At 58.2% G+C, this 20,696-nt stretch carries 14 protein-coding genes and 3 tRNA genes; 10 read left to right on the plus strand and 7 right to left on the minus strand.

Going from position 1 to position 20,696, the window contains the following annotated elements; genetic code table 11:
* Positions 1-52: 52 nt before the first annotated feature.
* Positions 53-1,825 (plus strand): ABC transporter substrate-binding protein, encoded by a 1,773-nt coding sequence (locus BLR16_RS18000; RefSeq protein ID WP_004414063.1) that lies wholly within the window; start codon positions 53-55, stop codon positions 1,823-1,825.
* Positions 1,826-1,886: 61 nt separating this feature from the next.
* On the opposite strand, the gene folD is transcribed toward BLR16_RS18000, so the two are convergent.
* Positions 1,887-2,741 carry a bifunctional methylenetetrahydrofolate dehydrogenase/methenyltetrahydrofolate cyclohydrolase FolD gene (gene folD / locus BLR16_RS18005; RefSeq protein ID WP_003368557.1) on the minus strand — a complete coding sequence of 285 codons (855 nt, stop codon included), beginning with the start codon at positions 2,739-2,741 and terminating at the stop codon, positions 1,887-1,889.
* A 293-nt stretch (positions 2,742-3,034) separates the two neighbouring features.
* On the opposite strand from folD, the gene BLR16_RS18010 reads away from it, so the two are divergent.
* The 9 genes from BLR16_RS18010 to BLR16_RS18050 all read left to right on the plus strand — a co-directional run bounded on the left by BLR16_RS18010 (position 3,035) and on the right by BLR16_RS18050 (position 12,308).
* Positions 3,035-3,111 (plus strand) — tRNA-Arg (locus tag BLR16_RS18010).
* Between the two features lie 51 nt (positions 3,112-3,162).
* A tRNA-His gene (locus tag BLR16_RS18015) sits at positions 3,163-3,238 on the plus strand.
* Positions 3,239-3,294: 56 nt separating this feature from the next.
* A tRNA-Leu gene (locus tag BLR16_RS18020) sits at positions 3,295-3,379 on the plus strand.
* A gap of 383 nt (positions 3,380-3,762) precedes the next feature.
* Positions 3,763-5,073 (plus strand): trigger factor, encoded by a 1,311-nt coding sequence (gene tig / locus BLR16_RS18025; protein WP_003315274.1) that lies wholly within the window; start codon positions 3,763-3,765, stop codon positions 5,071-5,073.
* Positions 5,074-5,164: 91 nt separating this feature from the next.
* Positions 5,165-5,806 (plus strand): ATP-dependent Clp endopeptidase proteolytic subunit ClpP, encoded by a 642-nt coding sequence (clpP, locus tag BLR16_RS18030; RefSeq protein ID WP_002552734.1) that lies wholly within the window; start codon positions 5,165-5,167, stop codon positions 5,804-5,806.
* Between the two features lie 106 nt (positions 5,807-5,912).
* On the plus strand, positions 5,913-7,196 hold the full coding sequence (clpX, locus tag BLR16_RS18035; protein ID WP_003368559.1) for an ATP-dependent Clp protease ATP-binding subunit ClpX: 1,284 nt from the start codon (positions 5,913-5,915) through the stop codon (positions 7,194-7,196).
* A 207-nt stretch (positions 7,197-7,403) separates the two neighbouring features.
* Positions 7,404-9,800, plus strand: a complete 2,397-nt coding sequence (gene lon / locus BLR16_RS18040; RefSeq protein ID WP_003368560.1) for an endopeptidase La — start codon at positions 7,404-7,406, stop codon at positions 9,798-9,800.
* A gap of 146 nt (positions 9,801-9,946) precedes the next feature.
* Positions 9,947-10,219 carry an HU family DNA-binding protein gene (locus BLR16_RS18045; RefSeq protein WP_002552737.1) on the plus strand — a complete coding sequence of 91 codons (273 nt, stop codon included), beginning with the start codon at positions 9,947-9,949 and terminating at the stop codon, positions 10,217-10,219.
* A gap of 205 nt (positions 10,220-10,424) precedes the next feature.
* The gene (locus tag BLR16_RS18050; protein ID WP_004414038.1) at positions 10,425-12,308 is read left to right on the plus strand and encodes a SurA N-terminal domain-containing protein; all 1,884 of its coding nucleotides are present in this window, start codon (positions 10,425-10,427) and stop codon (positions 12,306-12,308) included.
* 93 nt (positions 12,309-12,401) lie between these two features.
* Here the strand turns inward: BLR16_RS18050 and fabI are convergent, their stop codons facing one another.
* Genes fabI through BLR16_RS18080 form a run of 6 tightly spaced genes read right to left on the minus strand, consistent with a single transcriptional unit; the run spans position 12,402 to position 20,611 of the window.
* The gene (gene fabI / locus BLR16_RS18055) at positions 12,402-13,196 is read right to left on the minus strand and encodes an enoyl-ACP reductase FabI (RefSeq protein WP_003368564.1); all 795 of its coding nucleotides are present in this window, start codon (positions 13,194-13,196) and stop codon (positions 12,402-12,404) included.
* 24 nt (positions 13,197-13,220) lie between these two features.
* Positions 13,221-14,831 (minus strand): ABC transporter ATP-binding protein, encoded by a 1,611-nt coding sequence (locus BLR16_RS18060; protein ID WP_004414034.1) that lies wholly within the window; start codon positions 14,829-14,831, stop codon positions 13,221-13,223.
* Position 14,832: 1 nt separating this feature from the next.
* Positions 14,833-15,852, minus strand: a complete 1,020-nt coding sequence (locus BLR16_RS18065) for an ABC transporter permease (RefSeq protein WP_003368568.1) — start codon at positions 15,850-15,852, stop codon at positions 14,833-14,835.
* Position 15,853: 1 nt separating this feature from the next.
* Complete coding sequence (locus BLR16_RS18070) at positions 15,854-16,927, minus strand: microcin C ABC transporter permease YejB (protein ID WP_004414031.1); 1,074 nt, start codon at positions 16,925-16,927, stop codon at positions 15,854-15,856.
* Between the two features lies 1 nt (position 16,928).
* Complete coding sequence (locus BLR16_RS18075; RefSeq protein ID WP_003368572.1) at positions 16,929-18,785, minus strand: extracellular solute-binding protein; 1,857 nt, start codon at positions 18,783-18,785, stop codon at positions 16,929-16,931.
* Complete coding sequence (locus tag BLR16_RS18080) at positions 18,782-20,611, minus strand: extracellular solute-binding protein (RefSeq protein WP_004414028.1); 1,830 nt, start codon at positions 20,609-20,611, stop codon at positions 18,782-18,784. The genes BLR16_RS18075 and BLR16_RS18080 overlap by 4 nt, the downstream gene beginning before the upstream one ends.
* Between the last annotated feature and the right edge of the window lie 85 nt (positions 20,612-20,696).

Consider the following 20,696-nt stretch of genomic DNA (forward strand, 5'->3'; position numbering starts at 1 on the left):
GTCGGCAGTATTGAAAAAAGCGGGACTACATGAAAGCAACCTGGAGATGACTATGTTCAATAAGAAAAACAAGCTGCAACATAGCGTGACGCTGGCAACCATGATCATGCTCAGCGGGTTGAGCGTGTCGGCATGGGCGGATCAGTACGAAGATGCGGCGAAGAAGTGGGCGGCGAGCGAGTTCAAGCCGAGCACGCTTTCCGATGCCGAGCAGTTGAAAGAGCTGGAGTGGTTCATCGAAGCTGCCAAGCCGTTTCGTGGCATGGACATCAAGGTGGTGTCGGAAACCCTGACCACCCATGAATACGAGTCCAAGACCCTGGCCAAGGCGTTCACCGAAATCACCGGTATCAAAGTCACCCATGACTTGCTGCAGGAAGGTGATGTCATCGAAAAGCTGCAGACCGCCATGCAGTCGGACAAGAGTATCTACGACGGCTGGGTCAACGACTCGGACCTGATCGGTACGCACTTTCGCTACGGCAAGGCCCTGTCTCTGACGGATCTGATGGCCAGTCCGGAAGGCAGCAAAGTCACGTCGCCGACGCTGGACCTGAAAGACTTCATCGGCACCTCGTTTACCACTGCTCCGGATGGCAAGCTTTATCAACTGCCTGACCAGCAGTTCGCCAACCTGTACTGGTTTCGTGCCGACTGGTTCGAACGTCCCGACCTGAAAAAGAAATTCAAGGACAAGTACGGCTATGAGCTGGGCGTTCCGGTCAACTGGTCGGCTTACGAGGACATCGCCAAGTTCTTCAGCGAAGACGTCAAGGAGATCGACGGCAAGAAAGTCTTCGGGCACATGGACTATGGCAAGAAAGACCCGTCACTGGGCTGGCGTTTCACCGATGCCTGGTTCTCCATGGCCGGCAGCGGCGACAAGGGTTTGCCTAACGGTCTGCCGGTGGATGAGTGGGGTATTCGCGTCGAAGACTGCCATCCGGTCGGCTCCAGCATTACCCGCGGTGGCGACACCAACGGCCCGGCGGCAGTGTTCGCTACGCAGAAATACATCGACTGGCTGAAAGCCTATGCGCCGCCGGAAGCGGCGGGCATGACCTTCTCCGAATCCGGGCCGGTGCCGTCGCAGGGTAACGTCGCGCAACAGATTTTCTGGTACACCGCCTTTACCGCCGACATGACCAAGCCGGGCCTGCCGGTAATGAATGCTGACGGCACGCCGAAGTGGCGCATGGCGCCTTCGCCGAAAGGCCCTTACTGGAAGGAAGGCATGAAGCTTGGCTACCAGGATGTGGGTTCATGGACGTTCCTGAAGTCGTCCGACGAGAAAAAGCGTCTGGCCGCCTGGCTGTATGCGCAATTCGTGACCTCGAAAAGCGTTTCGCTGAAGAAAACCATCGTCGGCCTGACGCCGATTCGCGAGTCGGACATCAACTCCAAGGAGATGACCGCGCTGGCGCCCAAGCTGGGAGGTCTGGTGGAGTTCTATCGCAGCCCGGCCCGCGTTCAATGGTCGCCTACCGGCACCAACGTGCCTGACTATCCGAAGCTGGCACAGCTGTGGTGGAGCCATGTGGCCGAGGCGGTCACTGGCGAGAAGACTGCGCAGGAGGCCCTCGACGGTCTGGCCAAGGACCAGGATGCAATCATGACGCGCATTGAGCGCTCCAAGGTTCAGGAAGCCAGCAAGTGTGCGCCGAAGATGAATCCGGAAACCACTGCGGAAGCCTGGTACAAGAAGGCCGAAGAGAGCAACGGCAAGTTCCTCGCGCCACAGCGCAAACTGGCCAACGAGAAACCCAAGGGTGAAACCATCGCCTACGCTGACCTGCTGAAAAGCTGGGAGGCTGGCAAGAAGTAAGGTTTTGTCGAGGTAAAAAAACGGCACCTTGAAGGTGCCGTTTTTTATTGCTGCAGGCTGATCAGTCGTGAAGGGTTTCTGCGGCGTACAGCGTGTTTTCCAGCAGGCAAGCGCGGGTCATGGGGCCAACGCCGCCCGGAACCGGAGTGATCCAGCCGGCGCGGGGCAGGGCGGTCTCGTAAACCACGTCGCCTACCAGCTTGCCGTCTTCCTGGCGATTGATGCCGACATCGATGACGATGGCACCTGGCTTGATCCATTCGCCTTTGACAAGGCCCGGCTTGCCGGCGGCAACCACCACCAGATCGGCACGACCTACATGGCCTGCCAGATCCTTGGTGAAACGGTGGGTCACCGTGACGGTGCAGCCCGCCAGCAGCAGTTCCATTGCCATTGGGCGACCGACGATGTTGGACGCACCGACGACGACGGCATCCAGCCCGTACAGGTCGACACCGGTGCTTTCCAGCAGGGTGATGATGCCTTTTGGGGTGCACGGGCGCAGCAGCGGGATGCGCTGGGCGAGACGGCCCACGTTATAAGGATGGAAACCGTCCACGTCCTTGTCCGGGCGAATGCGCTCCAGCAGCAGCGAAGCATCGAGGTGCGCAGGCAAGGGCAGTTGCAGCAGGATGCCGTCGACAGCGGCATCCTCGTTGAGGCGGTCGATCAGATCGGTCAGTGCGGTCTGAGTGGTCTCAGCGGGCAAGTCGTAGGCCTGGGAGATAAAGCCTACTTCCTCGCAGTCCTTGCGCTTGTGAGAGACATAGACCTGGGACGCGGGGTCGCTGCCGACCAGAATCACCGCGAGGCCCGGCGTACGCAGACCTTGCTGGCTACGTTCGGCGACACGTTTGGCGATCTGCTGGCGCAGGCTGGCGGCGATCGCCTTGCCGTCGATTAGTTTTGCAGTCATGACGCGTGATTAACCATCGAGAGGAAATAAAATGAGCGCGCATTCTCGCATGACATGGCGCGAGGGCAAAGGCGATTGCTTTGTATATTCAGCTAACTCCTTTATCTAGCTGAATTTTTTTCAAAAAAAGGTTGACGACCCCAGGGGCCGTCTATAAGATTCGTCGCACTTGCCGGGCAGAGCCCAGCACTGGTTAAGCTAGCACTGGTTGATTCGGTCAGGCAGAGTTGCAAATCAGCTCGGTGTGATTGAAAGCCTTTTAGTTTGTTATCGCAAGAATACAAATTATATAAGTGCCCGTAGCTCAGCTGGATAGAGCATCCGCCTTCTAAGCGGATGGTCGCAGGTTCGAGTCCTGCCGGGTGCGCCATTTAAGGCAGCTTTGGCACAGCAAGTAAGTTTTATCGTCACGCGCAATATGGTGGGCGTAGCTCAGTTGGTAGAGCACAGGATTGTGACTCCTGCGGTCGTGGGTTCGAACCCCATCGTCCACCCCATATTAAGAAGGGCGCCAGATTCATAGTCTGGCGCCTTTGCTTTAAAAGTCTGAAATGCGGATGTGGTGGAATTGGTAGACACACTGGATTTAGGTTCCAGCGCCGCAAGGTGTGAGAGTTCGAGTCTCTCCGTCCGCACCAGGATAAATGTAGCCGACTATCAGTGTTTCGGTTGCAAAAAGGTACAAAAAGAAAGCCGCCTAGTGCGGCTTTTTTTGTTTTGGCGTATTCGTTCCATCGCCTCGCTGGTCCGTCGGCCCTGTCGCCGTCGGTCGATCGAGGCGTGCTATGCAGATGGATTCGGTCATCGTCCGGTGCAGATGCTTCCTTATATAGGGGCCGTGCCAGACACGTCGCGAGTGATGCGAGGTGTTTTCCTTTCTCCTCCGGCTGCAGGCCGATTCCTTCTTGTTAACCCGCCCTTTTTCAGTAGGGTGACTTCTTGAGTTTGACCCACTAGAATGCATGCCCTTGATTCTGGGGTCGGAAACGGCCGGCTAACGTCTGTGCAACGAGGAATATCCATGCAAGTTTCTGTTGAAAATACTTCCGCTCTTGAGCGCCGCATGACCATTGGCGTGCCTGCCGAGCGCATCGAGACCGAAGTCAACAAGCGTCTGCAACAGACCGCGCGCAAAGCCAAGATCCCGGGCTTCCGCCCTGGCAAGGTGCCTATGAGCGTGATTCGTCAGCGTTACGAGGACGGCGCACGTCAGGAAGCACTGGGCGATCTGATTCAGGCTACTTTTTATGAAGCTGTGGTTGAGCAGAAGCTGAACCCGGCTGGTGCTCCTGCTGTAGAGCCCAAGTCGTTCGAAAAAGGCAAAGATCTGGAATACGTGGCTACTTTCGAAGTATTCCCGGAATTCACCGTTGCCGGCTTCGATAGCATCTCCGTAGAGCGCCTGTCTGCCGACGTGGCCGACAGCGATCTGGACAACATGCTTGAAGTGCTGCGCAAGCAGAACGTTCGTTTCGAAGTGGCTGATCGTGCTGCCCAGAACGAAGACCAGTTGAACATCGATTTCGTCGGCAAGGTCGACGGCGAAGTGTTCGCTGGCGGTTCCGCTACCGGTACCCAGCTGGTGCTGGGTTCGGGCCGCATGATCCCTGGTTTCGAAGACGGTCTGGTTGGCGCCAAGGCCGGTGAAGAGCGCGTTCTGAACGTGACCTTCCCAGAGGACTATCAGAACCTCGAGCTGGCCGGCAAGGCTGCCGAGTTCACCGTGACCGTCAACACCGTTTCCGAGCCAAAGCTGCCTGAGCTGAACGAAGAGTTCTTCAAGCAGTTCGGTATCAAGGAAACCGGTATCGAAGGCTTCCGCACCGAAGTTCGCAAGAACATGGAGCGCGAGCTGCGTCAGGCGATCAAGTCCAAGGTCAAGAATCAGGTCATGGACGGTCTGCTGGCCGCCAACCCGATCGAAGTGCCCAAGGCGCTCCTGGAAAACGAAGTCAACCGTCTGCGTGTGCAGGCCGTTCAGCAGTTCGGTGGCAACATCAAGCCTGACCAGCTGCCGGCAGAGCTGTTCGAAGAGCAGGCCAAGCGCCGCGTCGAGCTGGGTCTGATCGTTGCCGAGGTCGTCAAGCAGTTCGACCTCAAGCCTGATGATGCTCGCGTTCGCGAAATGATTCAGGAAATGGCCTCTGCCTATCAGGAGCCTGAGCAGGTCGTTGCCTGGTACTACAAGAACGAGCAGCAAATGAACGAGGTACGTTCTGTTGTGCTTGAAGAGCAAGTTGTAGATACTGTTTTGCAGAAAGCTAGCGTGACCGACAAATCGGTCTCCTACGAAGAAGCTGTCAAGCCGGTGGAAGCTCCAAAAGCCGACTGATTTCTCTTTTCGTGCGAAAACACCCACAAGCCAGCCTTCGCGCTGGCTTGTGCGTATTCAAGACTCGACTATTTGGGAGTGAATGCAGGACATGTCCCGCAATTCTTATATTCAGCAGAACTCTGACATCCAGGCCGCTGGCGGCCTGGTCCCGATGGTTATCGAGCAGTCCGCCCGTGGCGAACGCGCCTATGACATCTATTCGCGCCTTCTCAAGGAGCGAGTCATCTTTATGGTGGGTCCGGTAGAGGACTACATGGCCAACCTTATCGCGGCGCAACTGCTTTTCCTTGAAGCGGAAAACCCGGACAAGGATATCCATCTCTACATCAACTCGCCGGGCGGTTCGGTGACTGCAGGCATGTCGATCTACGACACCATGCAGTTCATCAAGCCGGACGTTTCGACCATCTGTATCGGTCAGGCTTGCAGCATGGGTGCATTCCTGCTGGCCGGCGGTGCAGAAGGCAAGCGTCACTGCCTGCCCAACTCGCGAATGATGATTCACCAGCCGCTGGGCGGTTTCCAGGGTCAGGCGTCGGACATCGACATCCATGCCAAGGAAATCCTGCACATTCGTCATCGTCTCAACTCGCTGCTGGCTCATCACACCGGCCAGAGCCTCGAAACCATCGAGCGCGATACCGAGCGTGACAACTTCATGAGCGCAGAGCGTGCAGCCGAATACGGCCTGATCGACTCGGTGATCAACAAGCGTCAAATGCCTGCCTAAGCGGCTCAAAATGTGGGGGGTCGGGACAACCGACCGCCTGCGGACTTGAAAAAGCCCGCAATAGCCTTCATCTTGTGTTGCAAGCCTACCGGATTGGATCGATCGAATGACTGACACCCGCAACGGCGAGGACAACGGCAAATTGCTCTATTGCTCCTTCTGTGGCAAAAGCCAGCATGAAGTGCGCAAATTGATTGCCGGCCCCTCGGTCTTTATCTGCGACGAGTGCGTCGACCTGTGCAACGACATCATCCGTGAGGAGGTGCAGGAAGCCCAGGCCGAAAGCAGCGCGCATAAATTGCCTTCGCCAAAAGAAATCAGCGGCATCCTTGACCAGTATGTAATCGGTCAGGAACGTGCCAAAAAGGTTCTCGCAGTAGCGGTGTACAACCACTACAAGCGTCTGAATCAGCGTGACAAGAAGAACGACGACGTCGAACTGGGCAAGAGTAACATCCTGCTGATCGGACCTACCGGTTCCGGCAAGACGTTGCTGGCCGAAACTCTGGCTCGCCTGCTCAACGTACCGTTCACCATCGCTGACGCCACCACCCTGACCGAAGCCGGTTATGTGGGTGAGGACGTCGAAAACATTATCCAGAAGCTGTTGCAGAAATGTGATTACGATGTCGAGAAGGCCCAGATGGGCATTGTCTACATCGACGAAATCGACAAGATTTCGCGCAAATCCGACAACCCTTCGATCACTCGTGACGTGTCCGGTGAAGGCGTGCAGCAAGCCTTGCTGAAACTGATCGAGGGCACCGTGGCTTCCGTTCCGCCTCAAGGTGGTCGCAAGCACCCGCAGCAGGAATTCCTGCAGGTGGACACGCGTAATATTCTCTTTATCTGCGGTGGCGCCTTCTCGGGCCTGGAAAAGGTCATTCAGAACCGTTCCACCCGTGGCGGCATCGGCTTCAACGCCGAGGTTCGCAGCAAGGAGGAGGGCAAGAAGGTCGGCGAGTCGCTGCGTGAAGTCGAACCTGACGATCTGGTCAAGTTCGGTCTGATCCCCGAGTTCGTGGGCCGTCTGCCGGTGCTTGCAACGCTGGACGAGCTGGATGAGGCTGCTTTGATACAGATCCTCACCGAGCCGAAGAACGCACTGACCAAGCAGTATGCCAAGCTGTTCGAGATGGAAGGTGTGGACCTCGAGTTCCGTACCGATGCGCTGAAATCGGTTGCCCGTCGCGCGCTGGAGCGCAAGACCGGTGCCCGTGGCCTGCGTTCGATTCTCGAGGGCGTGCTGCTCGACACCATGTACGAAATCCCGTCGCAAAGCGATGTGAGCAAGGTGGTGATCGACGAAAGCGTTATCGATGGCACGTCCAAGCCGTTGTTGATCTACGAAAACAACGAGCCGCCTGCCAAGGTTGCTCCCGACGCATAAACGCATGTTCATATGCGTGTGAAGTAATACTGAAGGGGGCCTTTTTGGTCCCCTTTTGCATTTTTAGGCTGTTCATTCGTTTTGTATGAAGAAACTGATCTTGGCGGGTCGCGCCTCTAGAGCTTGTTTTTTTCTGACGCTACCCCCATCTTGGCTTCAAGCTAATTCCATCTGTCCCGGCCAATTGGCCGCCGTAGAGGCGAAATCATGAAGACCACTATTGAATTGCCTCTCTTGCCATTGCGTGATGTCGTGGTTTATCCGCACATGGTTATCCCGCTGTTCGTGGGGCGCGAGAAGTCTATCGAAGCCCTTGAAGCGGCAATGACAGGCGACAAGCAGATCCTGCTGCTCGCGCAAAGAAACCCGGCTGACGACGATCCTGATGAAAAGGCTCTGTACAGCGTCGGCACCATTGCCACCGTATTGCAATTGCTCAAGCTGCCCGATGGCACCGTCAAGGTGCTGGTCGAAGGTGAGCAGCGTGGTTCGGTAGAGCGTTTTATCGAAGTCGATGGCCACTACCGCGCAGACGTCTCGCTGATCGACGAAGTCGATGCACCGGACCGTGAATCCGAAGTGTTCGTGCGCAGCCTGCTGGCTCAATTCGAGCAGTATGTGCAACTGGGCAAGAAGGTCCCCGCAGAGGTCCTGTCGTCGCTTAACAGCATCGATGAGCCTGGTCGCCTGGTTGACACCATGGCCGCGCACATGGCGCTCAAAATCGAGCAGAAGCAGGAAATACTCGAGATTATCGACCTGTCAGCCCGTGTCGAGCATGTGCTGGCCTTGCTGGATGCCGAAATCGACCTGCTGCAGGTCGAAAAGCGCATTCGCGGTCGCGTTAAGAAGCAAATGGAGCGCAGCCAGCGCGAGTACTACCTGAATGAGCAGATGAAGGCCATTCAGAAGGAACTGGGCGATGGCGACGAAGGCCACAACGAAATCGAAGAGCTGAAAAAGCGCATCGATGCCGCAGGTTTGCCCAAGGACGCTCTGACCAAGGCGAATGCCGAGCTGAACAAGCTCAAGCAGATGTCGCCGATGTCCGCCGAAGCGACCGTGGTGCGTTCCTACATCGACTGGCTGGTTCAGGTGCCGTGGAAGGCGCAGAGCAAGGTACGTCTGGACCTTGCGCGTGCCGAAGCGATTCTCGATGCCGACCATTACGGTCTGGACGAGGTCAAGGAGCGCATCCTCGAATACCTCGCCGTGCAAAAGCGCGTGAAGAAGATTCGTGGCCCTGTGCTGTGTCTGGTAGGTCCACCGGGTGTGGGTAAAACCTCCCTGGCCGAGTCCATCGCCAACGCAACCAACCGTAAATTCGTGCGGATGGCACTCGGCGGCGTGCGTGACGAGGCTGAAATTCGTGGTCATCGCCGGACTTACATCGGTTCGATGCCAGGAAGATTGATACAAAAGATGACAAAGGTGGGCGTTCGCAACCCGCTGTTCCTGCTTGACGAAATCGACAAGATGGGCAGCGACATGCGTGGCGATCCGGCGTCGGCATTGCTCGAGGTGCTTGATCCCGAGCAGAACCACAATTTCAACGATCACTACCTTGAGGTCGACTACGATCTTTCGGACGTGATGTTCCTTTGCACGTCGAACTCGATGAACATTCCGCCAGCCTTGCTGGACCGGATGGAAGTCATTCGCCTGCCGGGCTACACCGAAGACGAAAAGATCAACATCGCCGTCAAGTACCTCTCGCCCAAGCAGATTCAGGCCAACGGCTTGAAGAAAGGTGAGATCAGTTTTGATGAGGATGCGATCCGCGACATCATCCGTTACTACACCCGTGAAGCGGGCGTGCGCGGGCTTGAGCGTCAGATTGCCAAGGTCTGCCGCAAGGCGGTCAAAGAGCACGCGATGGAAAAACGTTTCGCGGTTCAGGTCACAGCCGACATGCTCGAGCACTTCCTGGGCGTGCGCAAGTTCCGCTACGGGCTGGCAGAGCAGCAGGATCAGATCGGTCAGGTCACCGGCCTGGCGTGGACGCAGGTGGGTGGTGAATTGCTGACCATCGAGGCTGCCGTGGTATCGGGCAAGGGCCAGTTGATCAAGACCGGTTCGCTCGGGGATGTGATGGTCGAATCCATTACCGCAGCCCAGACCGTGGTTCGCAGCCGGGCTCGTAGCCTGGGCATTCCAGCTGATTTCCACGAGAAACACGACACGCATATCCACATGCCGGAAGGCGCCACGCCGAAGGATGGACCGAGCGCTGGTGTGGGCATGTGCACCGCCCTTGTTTCGGCGCTTACGCAGATCCCTGTGCGTGCGGATGTGGCAATGACGGGCGAAATTACTTTGCGTGGTCAAGTGCTGGCGATTGGTGGTTTGAAGGAAAAACTGCTGGCTGCACACCGTGGCGGAATCAAGACGGTGATCATTCCAGAAGAAAACGTGCGTGATTTGAAGGAGATTCCTGACAATATCAAGCAGGATCTGCAGATCAAGCCCGTTAAATGGATTGACGAAGTCCTGCAAATTGCGCTGCAATACGCGCCGGAGCCTTTGCCGGACGTGGCTACAGATCTGGTCGCCAAGGAAGAGAAGCGCGAGTCTGACTCTAAGGACAGAATTAGCACGCATTAAGTCTGGGCAGGCTTCCTTGACAGCTTTTTAGAGCCCTTGTTATAAAGCGGCTCTTTAAAGCAATCACTGGCAAGCCTTCCAGCGCTCGTTTTGCTTAACACCTAAAACTTAGAAACATACTCAATATAGAGATAAGGGGACTTAGAGTGAACAAGTCGGAACTGATTGATGCTATCGCTGCATCTGCTGATATCCCGAAAGCTGCTGCTGGCCGCGCGCTGGACGCAGTGATCGAATCCGTCACTGGCGCTCTGAAGGCTGGCGACTCGGTTGTTTTGGTTGGCTTTGGTACGTTCTCCGTGACTGATCGTCCTGCTCGCATCGGTCGCAACCCTCAGACTGGCAAGACGCTGGAAATCGCTGCTGCTAAGAAACCAGGTTTCAAAGCCGGTAAAGCTCTTAAAGAAGCTGTCAACTAAGCCTCTCTATGCCTTTGCCCGCTGGATCGGGCCTGTCCTGATCCAGTAGCGGAGCGGTGGTGCACTCGGTTGCGACACCGAGGGGTTCGAGCCCTACCGCTTCGTCAGTTACGAGAAGGCGCATCCTCGGATGCGCCTTTCTTCTATCCGCTTTCTACCCACGCTCCGCGGTTGGTTAGTCAGTACAACCGTTTTGGGGGACGCAATGCTGCAGAACATCAGGGACAATTCACAAGGCTGGATTGCCAAGACAATTATCGGACTCATCATCGCCTTGATGGCCTTCACCGGCATCGAAGCGATGTTTACCGCTACCAGCAACAAGCAGAACGCGGCTGAAGTCAACGGCGAGGACATCTCTCAGAATGAGTTGAGCCAGGCTGTCGACATGCAGCGCCGCCAGTTGGCTCAGCAGCTTTCGCAACAGCTGGGCAAGGATTTCGATCCTGCCATGCTGGATGAAAAGCTGCTGCGCGAATCAGCGCTCAAGGGCCTGATCGACCGCAAGCTGCTGCTGCAAGGCGCGGCGGATGCCAAGTTCTCGTTTTCCGACGCGGCACTGGATCAGCAGCTTTTGCAGACGCCTGAATTTCAGGTAGACGGCAAATTCAGCGCTGACCGTTTCGATCAGGTGATTCGCCAGTTGGGTTACAGCCGTCTGCAGTTCCGCCAGATGCTGGGTCAGGAAATGCTCATCGGTCAGGTGCGTGCAGGTGTTGCCGGCAGTGCCTTTGTAACCGACGCACAGGTTGAAGCCTTCGCACGCCTCGAAAAGCAGACCCGTGATTTCGCGTCGCTGACCCTGCCTGCCGATACCTCGGCGGTCAAGGTGACCGATGACGAAGTCAAGGCGCATTACGACGAGCATGCCAAGGAGTTCATGAGCCCTGAGCAGGTCGTACTCGACTACATCGAATTGAAGAAGTCGTCCTTCTTCGACAAGGTGCAGGTCAAGGACGAGGACCTGCAGGCGGCTTATCAGAAGGAAATCGCCAATCTGTCCGAACAGCGTCGTGCGGCACACATCCTGATCGAAGTGAACGACAAGCTGAATGACGAGCAGGCCAAGGCGAAGATTGAAGAAATTCAGCAGCGTCTGGCCAAGGGTGAGGATTTCGCGGCATTGGCCAAGGAATACTCGCAGGACCCTGGTTCGTCCAACAAGGGCGGTGATCTGGGCTACGCAGGCAAGGGTGTCTATGACCCGGCTTTCGAAGAGGCACTGTATGCCTTGAACAAGGATCAGGTTTCGCAGCCGGTGCGTACCGATTTCGGCTGGCACCTGATCAAGCTGCTGGGCGTTGAAGCACCTTCGGTGCCGACCTTTGCCAGTCTGAAAGGCAAGCTGACCAACGATTTGAAATCGCAGCTGGTCGAGCAGAAGTTTGTCGAAGTGACCAAGCAACTGGAAGACTCGGCGTTCGAATCGTCCGACCTGTCCCAGCCGGCACAGGACCTGGGCCTGAAGGTTCAGACCACTGCACCGTTCGGTCGTGAGGGCGGCGAAGGCCTGACGGCCAACCGTGCGGTCATCCAGGCGGCATTCAGCCCTGAAGTGCTGGAGGAAGGCGCCAACAGCAACACGCTGGAGCTGGATCCGGAAACCGTTGTGGTGGTGCGCTCCAAAGAGCACCTGCAACCGCAGCAGTTGCCACTTGAGAGCGTTGCCAGCTCGATTCGCGCTCAACTGGTCAAGGAGCATGCTTCGGCAGCTGCCAAAGCCAAGGGCGAGGCGCTGCTGGCCGGTCTGCGTGAGGGCAAGATTCCTTTGGCTGCCAAGCAGGACGGTCGTGACTGGAAGATGATGGAAGCGGTCACTCGCAGTCAGGAAGGGGTTGACCCTCAAGTGCTGCAGACGCTGTTCCGCATGCCCAAGCCGACAGGCAAGGATAAGCCGGAATTCGCCAGCATCACTGCTTCGGATGGCAGCTTCGTGATCGTCCGTCTCAATGGCGTCAACCAGGCGGCTGCGCCGACTGACGCCGAGAAGGCACAATACCGTCGCTTCCTCGCCTCCCGCGAGGGGCAGCAGGATTTCGCGGCGTACCGTGCACAGCTGGAAAGCAAGGCGAAGATCGAGAAGTTCTAGGCTCGAAACGCGTAAACAAAGAAGGCCGCTCATTGAGCGGCCTTCTTTTTGAGTCCGGAAAAGTGCCGCTCGCAAGGAGCGGCGTTTACCGTATCACTCGTCCATGCTGCCCATCGCGGTGGTGTTGAAGCCGCCGTCGACGTACATGATTTCACCGCTGATGCCCGACGCCAGGTCGGAGCACAGGAACGCGCCGGCGTTGCCGACTTCGTCGATGGTGACGTTGCGGCGCAGAGGGGTCTGCGCTTCGTTGGCCGCCAGCATCTTGCGGAAGTTCTTGATGCCTGACGCGGCCAGGGTGCGGATCGGGCCGGCCGATACAGCATTGACGCGAGTACCTTCCGGGCCGAGGCTGCCGGCCAGGTAACGAACGCCAGCTTCCAGGCTGGCCTTGGCCATGCCCATGACGTTGTAGTTGGGCATGGTGCGCTCTGCGCCCAGGTAGGACAGGGTCAGCAGGCTGCCGTTGCGGCCCTTCATCATTTCGCGACCGGCCTTGGCCAGGGCCACGAAGCTGTAGGCGCTGATGTCATGAGCGATGCGGAAACCTTCGCGCGTGGTGGCTTCGGTGAAGTCGCCATCGAGCTGGTCGCCAGGCGCGAAGCCGACCGAGTGAACGATCACGTCCAGGCCGTCCCACTTCTTGCTCAGCTCTTCGAAGACCTTGTTGATCTCTTCGTCGCTGGCCACATCGCAAGGGAAGCACAGCTCAGGGCCCGAACCCCAGCCTGCGGCGAACTCTTCGACACGACCCTTGAGTTTGTCGTTCTGGTAGGTGAAGGCAAGCTCTGCGCCTTCACGATGCATGGCGGCGGCAATACCGGATGCGATGGACAGTTTACTGGCGACACCGACGATCAGGACGCGCTTACCGGCGAGAAAACCCATGTGTTGTTCCTCTTCAGGTTCAGGTTAATCGACAGCTACCGGCGCCAGGAAGGCGGCCTCCAGCAGCTGCTGTGTATAAGGATGTTGCGGTGCGGCGAAGATATCCTGCGCTGCACCCTGTTCGACCACTTGGCCTTGCTTGACCACCATCAACTGGTGGCTCAGCGCTTTGACGACAGCCAGGTCATGGCTGATGAACAAATACGTCAGGTTGTACTTGGTTTGCAGCGAGCGAAGCAGCTCGACGACCTGACGCTGTACGGTCCGGTCGAGGGCCGAGGTCGGCTCGTCCAGCAAAATCAGCGCCGGCTTCAAGACCAGCGCACGTGCAATGGCGATCCGCTGGCGTTGGCCACCGGAGAACTCGTGAGGGTAGCGGTGCCGGGTATCCGGGTCCAGACCAACCTCCCTGAGCGCTTCGATAATCGCCGTCTGCTGTTCGGCCGCCGTACCCATGCCGTGGATTCGCAAGCCTTCGCCAACGATTTCAGCCACCGACATGCGCGGGCTCAAACTGCCAAACGGGTCCTGGAAAACCACTTGCATCTGCCTGCGCAGCGGACGGATTTGCTGTTGCGACAGGGATTCTAGCGCGTTGCCCTTGAACCGTATGGTGCCCTGACTGCCGATCAGTCGAAGAATCGCCAGGCCCAGCGTCGATTTGCCCGACCCGCTTTCACCCACAATACCCAGTGTTTGCCCTTGCGGCAGGCTGAAACGTATGCCGTCCACCGCCTTGACGTGGTCGACCGTACGCTTGAGCAGGCCTTTTTTGATCGGGAACCAGACTTTCAGGTCCTCGACTTCAAGCAGCGGGGCGCCGGCGGTGTTGGTCGATGGACCGCCGCTGGGCTCCGCGCTGAGCAACACTTGGGTGTAAGGATGTTGCGGCGAACGGAACAATTCTTCGCACGATGCCTGTTCGACGATGCAACCGCGCTGCATGACACATACTCGGTTGGCTATTTGCCTTACCACGTTCAAATCGTGGCTGATCAGCAGCAGTGCCATGCCCAGGCGAGCCTGCAACTGCTTGAGCAGTTCGAGGATTTTCAGCTGTACCGTCACATCCAGCGCAGTGGTCGGTTCGTCGGCAATCAGCAGCTCGGGTTCATTGGCCAGGGCCATGGCGATCATCACACGCTGACGCTGGCCACCTGAAAGCTCGTGTGGCAGCGCTTTGAGGCGTTTGTGTGGCTCAGGTATGCCGACCAGATCGAGCAGCTCCAGCGTGCGCTCGGTGGCGGCCTTGCCAGTCAGGCCCTTGTGCAGGCCCAGCACCTCGTTGATCTGTTTTTCCACCGAATGCAGCGGATTGAGCGAGGTCATTGGTTCCTGGAAGATCATGGCGATGCGGTTGCCACGGATCGAACGCAGTTTTTTCTCTTCGACCTTCAGCAGGTCTTCACCCGCGTAGCGGATCGTGCCGCTCGGGTGGCTGGCGATGGGGTAGGGCAGCAGGCGCAGGATTGAGTGCGCGGTGACTGACTTGCCCGAACCGCTTTCGCCGACCAGCGCCAGCGTTTCACCACGACGAATATCGAAGCTGATGTTCTCGACCACGCGTTGCCGCGAGTCGCCCGTCACGAACTCGACCGCCAGATCGCGGATTTCGATCAGATTGTCATTGTTCATCTTATTTCCTTGGGTCGAAAGCATCGCGGGCGGATTCGCCGATGAACACCAGCAGACTCAGCATGATGGCCAGCACAGCGAAGGCGCTGATGCCCAGCCAGGGCGCCTGCAGGTTGGATTTGCCCTGCGCTACCAGCTCGCCCAGTGACGGCGAGCCGGCGGGCAGGCCGAAGCCCAGAAAGTCCAGCGCCGTCAGGGTGCCGATGGCCCCGGTGAGAATGAACGGCAGAAAGGTCATGGTCGATACCATGGCGTTGGGCAGGATATGGCGGAACATGATTGCGCCGTTCTCCATGCCCAGCGCCCGCGCGGCCCTTACGTATTCCAGATTGCGGCCACGCAGGAACTCGGCGCGCACCACGTCCACCAGGCTCATCCAGGAAAACAACAGCATGATGCCCAACAACCACCAGAAGTTGGGTTGTACGAAGCTGGCAAGGATGATCAGCAGATACAGTACCGGCAGGCCCGACCAGACCTCGAGGAAGCGCTGGCCCAGCAGGTCGACCCAGCCGCCATAGAAACCCTGCAAGGCGCCGGCAATGACGCCGATGATCGAGCTGAGGATGGTCAGGGTCAGGGCGAACAGTACCGAAATCCTGAAACCGTAGATCACCCGCGCCAGGACGTCACGGCCCTGATCATCGGTGCCCAGCAGGTTCTCCCGCGAAGGCGGCGCCGGAGCAGGGACTTTCAGGTCGTAGTTGATGCTCTGGTAGCTGAACGGGATGGGCGCCCACAGGGTCCAGCCATCCTTCGCGGCGAGCAGTTCCTTGATGTATGGGCTCTTGTAGTTGGCTTCCAGCGGGAATTCGCCACCGAAGGTGGTTTCCGGGTAACGCTCGAATACCGGGAAATACCAGTGGCCGTCGTAGCGCACAGCCAGCGGTTTATCGTTGGCGATCAGTTCGGCGCCCAGGCTCAGGCCGAACAGAATCAGGAACAGCCACAATGACCACCAGCCACGCCTGTTGGCCTTGAAGCGTTCGAAGCGACGGCGATTGAGAGGAGACAGCTTCATATCAATGCTTCCTGCTTTCGAAGTCGATGCGCGGGTCTACGAGGGTGTAGGTGATATCGCCGATCAGCTTCACCACCAGCCCCAGCAGGGTGAAGATGAACAGCGTGCCGAACACCACCGGATAGTCGCGGTTGATCGCGGCTTCAAAACTCATCAGGCCCAGGCCGTCCAGCGAAAAGATCACTTCCACCAGCAGCGAGCCGGTGAAGAAGATACCGATGAACGCCGACGGGAAGCCTGCGATCACCAGCAGCATCGCGTTGCGAAACACATGGCCGTAGAGCACCTTGTGGTTGCTCAGGCCCTTGGCTTTGGCCGTGGTCACGTATTGCTTGCTGATTTCGTCGAGAAAGCTGTTTTTGGTCAGCAGCGTCATGGTGGCAAAGTTGCCGATCACCAGTGCGGTGACTGGCAAAACCAGATGCCAGAAGTAATCGAATAGCTTGCCCAGCGTGCTCAGTTCGTCGTAGTTGTTGGAGGTCAGCCCGCGCAGTGGAAACCAGTTGAAGTAGCTGCCCCCGGCAAACACCACGATCAGCAGAATCGCGAACAGGAACGCCGGAATGGCATAGCCGACAATGATTGCCGAACTGGTCCATACGTCGAACTGGCTGCCGTGGCGCGTGGCCTTGGCAATCCCCAGCGGGATCGACACCAGGTACATGATCAGGGTGCTCCATAACCCGAGGGAAATGGACACCGGCATCTTCTCGACAATCAGGTCGATGACCTTGGCATCACGAAAGAAGCTGTCGCCGAAATCCAGCGTGGCGTAGTTCTTGATCATGATCCACAGGCGTTCCGGCGCCGACTTGTCGAAACCGTACATGCGTTCGATTTCCTTGATCAATGCCGGGTCCAGGCCTTGCGCGCCGCGGTAGTTGGAGCCGGCCACCGATACTTCGGCGCCGCCCCCGGCTATCCGGCTGGTGGCGCCATCGAAGCCTTCGATCTTGGCGATCATCTGTTCGACCGGGCCACCGGGGGCGGCCTGAATGATGACGAAGTTGATGATCAGGATGCCGAGCAGGGTAGGGATGATCAGCAGCAGCCGTCGCAGAATATAAGCCAGCATGTTATTGCTCCGCGTTCGCAGGCTTGGCCTGATCAGGGGCTGACGGGGTCGCGGCCACCGGTTTGACATCCGGCCTGGCCCACCAGGTCATCAGGCCGATATCGGAAAGTGCTTCGGCCTTGGGATGGTCGAGGTGATTCCAGTAAGCCACCCGCCAAGTCTTGATGTGCCAGTTCGGAACGACGTAAAAGCCCCACAGCAGCACACGGTCCAGTGCCTTGGTATGGGTGATCAGGCTTTGCCGTGAGTCGGCGTTGATCAGGCCGTTGACCAGCTCATCCACCGCAGGGTCCTTGAGGCCCATGAAGTTGCGGCTGCCCGGGTTGTCGGCGCTGGATGAGTCGAAGTACACGCGCTGCTCGTTACCGGGCGAGCTGGACTGCGGATAGCCAGTGACAATCATGTCGTAGTCCCGCGAGCGCAGGCGGTTGATGTATTGCGACACGTCGGCCCGACGAATCACCAGCTCGATACCCAAGTCGCTCAGGTTGCGCTTGTAAGGCAGCAGAATGCGCTCGAACTCGGTCTGGGCCATCAGAAACTCGATTTTTACCGGGTTGCCCTGCGCGTCGACCATCTTGTCGTCGACGATCTTCCAGCCCGCCTCCTGCAACAGCTGGAAGGCCCGGCGCTGCTGCGGACGGATCATACCGCTGCCATCGGTGACCGGCAGGGTGAAGGGTTCGCTGAACACGCGATCCGGAATCTTGCCGCGCAACGGTTCCAGAAGCTTGAGTTCTTCGGCAGACGGCAGGCCGCTGGCGGCCATTTCCGAGTTGTCGAAATAACTTTTGGTGCGGCTGTACGAGCCGTTGAACAGCTGTTTGTTGGTCCACTCGAAGTCCAGCAGCAGAGTCAGCGCCTCACGGACCCTGACGTCCTGAAACACCGGCTTGCGCAGGTTGAAGACAAAGCCCTGCATGCCCGTCGGGTTGCCATTGGGAAGCTCTTCCTTGATCAGCCTGCCGTCGCGCACTGCGGGCGTGTCGTAAGCGGTTGCCCAGTTCTTGGCACTGGTTTCCAGCCAATAGTCGAATTGCCCGGCCTTGCCGGCCTCCAGCGCTACCGTATTGTCGCGGTAGTAGTCGGTGGTCAGCACGTCAAAGTTGTAGAAACCCTTGTTGATCGGAAGATCCTTTGCCCAGTAGTCCTTGACCCGCTCATAACTCACCGAGCGACCGGCCTTCACGTCGGCGACCTTGTAGGGGCCGCTGCCCAGCGGGAAGTCCAGGTTGCCCTTGCTGAAGTCGCGATCGGCCCAGAAATGCTTGGGCAGCACCGGCAACTGGCCAAGGATCAGCGGCAACTCGCGGCTGCCCTTGTGCTTGAACTTGAACAGCACGCGCAACGGATCTTCGACGATGACCTGATCGACGTCGGCGTAGTAGCCCTTGTACATGGGCGAACCGTGCTCCATCAGGGTCTTGAAGCTGAATTCGACGTCGTCGGCGCGGATCGGGTGGCCGTCATGAAAGCGCGCCTCGGGGCGCAGATAGAAACGCACCCAGCTGTTGTCCGGGGACTTCTCGATCTTGCCCGCGATCAGTCCGTATTCAGTGAATGGCTCATCCAGGCTCGAGCGGGCAAGGGTGTCGTAGATCAGACCGATATCGTCTGCCGGTACGCCTTTGTTGATGAACGGGTTGAAGCTGTCAAAGCCGCCGAAGCCTGCCTGACGCAGCGTGCCGCCCTTGGGGGCATCCGGGTTCACGTAGTCGAAGTGCTTGAAATCAGCCGGGTACTTCGGCGCTTCGTCATACAGCGTCACGCCATGCTGAGGCGCAGCCTGTACTGTGCAGGCGAGGCTGGCCAGCAGCAGGCCTGCTGCCTGCGAGCGCAGGGAGTGCAGAGGGTTCATCGGGGCTTCTCCAGAGTCTTGAGCCACCACGCACGCAGCCCCAGGGTGTAGGGCGGGGTAGTGACCATGGCGAATCGGTTGCGATAGGCAAGCCGATGATTATTCAGATACCAGTTGGGGATGCTGTAGTGCTGAGACAGCAATACGCGGTCCAGCGCCCGCGCCGCGGCGACCTGTTCGTCCCGGGTTTGCGCGGCCAGCAGTTTGTTCAGCAGGGCATCGACCACGGGGTTGGCGATACCCGCGTAGTTCTTGCTGCCGTTGATCGCAGCCTGACTGGAATGGAAATACTGCCACTGCTCCAGACCGGGGCTCAGGGTCTGTTGCAGGGTCATCAGAATCATGTCGAAATCGAAACGGTCCAGACGTTGCTTGTACTGGGCGCGGTCGACAGTGCGCAGCCCTGCATTGATCCCTAGACGGCGCAGGTCTTCGATGTAGGGTTGCAGAATGCGTTCGAGGTTGGGGTTGACCAGCAGGATCTCGAAGCGCAACGGTTGCTTGTCGGCATTGAGCAAACCCTTGTCCGACAGCGTCCAGCCAGCCTCGGCAAGCAGCTTCAGGGCCTTGCGCAAGGTCTCGCGCGGGATTGCGCCACCATCGGTTTTCGACGGGGCGAACGGCTGGGTGAACAGGCTGGCGGGCAACTGATCGCGGTAGGGCGCCAGGAGCAGCCATTCGGCCCCGGTCGGCAGGCCCGTCGCGGAAAATTCGCTGTTGGGGTAGTAGCTGATCGAGCGGTCATAGGCGTCGCTGAACAGCGTGCGGTTGGTCCATTCGAAATTGAACAGCAGACCCAGGGCTTCGCGCACGCGGATGTCGGCGAAGGCGGCGCGCCGGGTGTTCATGAACAGTCCCTGGGTCTGTGTCGGTATGCGGTGGGGGATCTGCGCCTTGATCACCTGACCATTGGCCACCGCGGGGAAGTCGTAGCCACTGGCCCAGTTCTTGGCCTGATGCTCGATGTAGATGTCGAATTCACCCGCTTTGAACGCTTCGAACGCCACGTCGCTGTCGCGGTAGAACTCGACCTCGACCCGGTCGAAATTGTATTTGCCGCGATTGACCGGCAAGTCCTTGCCCCAGTAATCCTTGACCCGCTCGAACACCAGTTGCCGACCCGGCTGCACGCGGGTGATGCGGTAAGGGCCACTGCCCAGCGGCGGCTCGAAGGTGGTCGCCTTGAAATCCCTGTCCTTCCAGTAATGTTGCGGCAACACCGGCAGTTCGCCCAGGCGCAGGATCAGCAGCGGGTTGCCCGAGCGCTTGAAGACAAACCGGATGCGATGACGGTTGAGAATGTCCACGCGCTGCACTTCCTGCAAGGCGGTGCGGTATTGGGGGTGACCGTCCTTGAGCAGTGTCCGGTAGGAAAACGCCACGTCGTAGGCGGTAATGGGCTTGCCGTCATGGAAGCGCGCCTGCGGGCGCAGGTTGAACACCACCCAGCTGCGGTCCTCGCTGTATTCCACCGACTGGGCGATCAGCCCGTAACTGGAGGTCGGTTCATCGCCGGATGGGTCGTATTGGCCTGTGCCGACCATCAGCGGTTCATTCAGCTCGTTGACACCATACTGCAGGAAGTTGCCAGTCGAGACCGGGCTGCTGCCCTTGAATGTGTAGGGGTTTAACGTGTCGAACGTGCCGAAGGCCATCATTCTCAGGGTGCCACCTTTCGGCGCCTCGGGATTGACCCAGTCGAAATGAGTGAAGCTGGCCGGGTACTTGAGAACACCAAACTGCGCGTAACCATGACTTTCGGTGATGGCTGCGTTGGCGCAGAAGCTCAAGGCCAGGCTGAGGGTCAGCAGGAAGGGACGTATCACGATCCAGACGGCCTGGGCTTTCGGGTCGCTAACAGTAACAGCTTGTTCCAGCTGGAAAAAGACTGCAGGTGATGGCGCTGCCGGG

The sequence above is a fragment of the Pseudomonas sp. BS3767 genome (genome assembly GCF_900099665.1).
Lineage (GTDB): Bacteria > Pseudomonadota > Gammaproteobacteria > Pseudomonadales > Pseudomonadaceae > Aquipseudomonas > Aquipseudomonas cerasi.